The sequence below is a fragment of the uncultured Tateyamaria sp. genome, assembly GCF_947504105.1.
GTDB lineage: Bacteria > Pseudomonadota > Alphaproteobacteria > Rhodobacterales > Rhodobacteraceae > Tateyamaria.
Genome location: NZ_CANNGP010000185.1, coordinates 1 through 347, shown reverse-complemented (window position 1 = coordinate 347; position 347 = coordinate 1). Strand labels below are relative to the sequence as shown.

1 protein-coding gene is annotated in these 347 nt (G+C 57.3%); it reads left to right on the top strand.

Annotation, left to right across the window (positions count from 1 at the left end; genetic code table 11):
• Positions 1–53: 53 nt before the first annotated feature.
• Positions 54–347: hypothetical protein (locus tag Q1A75_RS24125; protein ID WP_299593662.1), on the top strand; the 294-nt coding region annotated here is incomplete at its 3' end.

Below are 347 nucleotides of genomic sequence, written 5' to 3'. Positions count from 1 at the left end.
ATACCGATGCCGATAGAAATACCGGGCATTTTGTCCCGCTCCGGCCACGCCCCATGATGGAACAGGGCGGTCCGTTGTCTTCTAACGCAACTGCAGCGCAAGCTCATGCGGCGCGGGCGTCGTCCACGACAGACATGAGCCAGGCACTGGTTTTTACAGATGACCCCTTGACCCTGCCTGCCGAATTGCCCCCACTTTCGAGCATATTTTCCGAAGCCCAGATTCGCTCTCAAGCATTGATGGATAACCTACAGCAGCCGACAGCCAGTTCCGCGCTTGCAGATCTGCGTAGAAACACCGATGGGTTGGCCGAGATCGCTAGGCATACCAGCCCTGAGCTGCGCAAT